The sequence below is a fragment of the Stenotrophomonas sp. INTA L402-1 genome (assembly GCF_059295135.1).
Genome location: NZ_JCAFWP010000088.1, coordinates 1 through 1634 on the forward strand (window position 1 = coordinate 1; position 1634 = coordinate 1634).

The 1634-nt window shown below is 54.7% G+C and carries 2 protein-coding genes; one reads left to right on the forward strand and one right to left on the reverse strand.

Annotated elements, in window-relative coordinates; genetic code table 11:
* Positions 1-85: 85 nt before the first annotated feature.
* Positions 86-340: a relaxase accessory protein MobC gene (mobC, locus tag AC5O77_RS21580; RefSeq protein WP_494507149.1), complete on the reverse strand. Its 255-nt coding sequence runs from the start codon at positions 338-340 to the stop codon at positions 86-88.
* Between the two features lie 91 nt (positions 341-431).
* On the opposite strand from mobC, the gene mobQ reads away from it, so the two are divergent.
* A partial coding sequence (gene mobQ, locus AC5O77_RS21585) for a MobQ family relaxase (protein ID WP_494507150.1) occupies positions 432-1634 on the forward strand: 1203 nt, incomplete at its 3' end.

Genomic DNA, 1634 nt, shown 5'->3' on the forward strand with positions numbered 1-1634 from the left:
ACCTGGCGACGGATTCACTTCCGCTTCCTCGCCCACTCGCTCGCTAACGCTCGGTCGCTGGGGCTGCGGCGAGCGGACGATACAATCACTGTCCTGGCAGCGCCTCCAGCTCGTTAATCAGCGGCAGTATTCGCGTCACATCAGCCTGCCGTGTCACCTCTGCCTTCAGGAACTGGAGTAACCAAGCTCGCAACTGCACTTCCTCCGGCTTTCTGACCTTTGCCAGCAATGCTGCACCCACAATGACCTTCTGCGCTGTGTCCAGGCTCCGGCTCTTCGCCTTCAGGCGCTGTAATCTGGCCTCAGCTTCGGCAATCTTCTGTTCGAGTGTTCTGCTCATTTCGTGACTCCGTGCGCGGTGAAAAATCGCATTTTAGCGCGTCACTGGTAGTTTAAAAACTGAGCTGGCATAATGCACGGCAAATCACGAAGTGCGCACTTATACAATCTCCACTCCGTTTCGATTGTGTGCGCCCTGCGGGGCTGAAAGAAAACTGCAAAAAGGCATTACGGCAGAAATGGCGATTTATCATCTCAGTATGAAAATCATCTCCAGAAGCAACGGCTACAGCGCCGTTGCTTCTGCTGCCTATCGTTCTGGTTCACTAATGCTTGATGAGCGTACCGGACTGACTCACGACTACACCCGCAAAAGCGGTGTGGCTGAGGCTGTGATTCTGACCCCCGCGACAGCCCCTGCCTGGTGTACGAACCGTGCCGAACTCTGGAATGCCGTTGAGAAGGCCGAACGCCGGAAGAACTCACAACTTGCGCGGGAAATTGAACTCGCTATCCCCCGTGAACTGCCGCAGGATGCCGCACGGGAAACCGTTCTCGCCTTTGTCAGAGAAAACTTTGTCAGTCAGGGCATGATTGCTGATGTGGCGTTCCATCACATGGATAAAACAAATCCCCATGCGCACATCATGCTGACCACGAGGGCTGTCGGACCTGCTGGGTTCGGCGGAAAGGTCAGGGACTGGAACGACCGGACACATGCCGAGACGTGGCGTGCATCATGGGCTGACCATGCAAACAGGGCACTGGCGAACGCCGGTTATCAGGAAGAGATAGACCATCGTTCATACGAGCGACAGGGGCTTGAGAAAACGCCTGGTATTCACCTCGGAAAGTCTGCCTGTGCGATGGAAACACGCGGTATCGAAACAGAACGCGGCGAACAGAATCGTCTGATTAACAGGCTTAACCTGGAAATACAGATTTCCCGCACCGAACTCAGGAACAGCGGGCTGACAGAGCCTGCCCGCCGTGTGGCTGACCTTCTGAATATCGGGCTTCCTGACAACGCAACTTCGTACACACTACGTGACATCATCGAAGCGTTGCCGGAGGACAGTAACGCGGCATGGAAACTCACCAGTAACGCCATGTCGATGATGGCAGATATGCAGGCGACGCGCAGACGCTGGGAAGAGCTGAACACCGAACGAAAGGAAGCGATGAGCCATGCTGCCAGCCTGAAAAAATCATCGCCGTTTTCGTCCGGTTTTTCCCGTATTCCCCTGATGCAATGGGCTGCACCGGAATACCGTAGTGAGCAGGGAAAAATCCAGTCTCTGAGCCAGCAAATGGAAAAATTGCGACAGCATTACCGCTGTCTCTTATACACATCT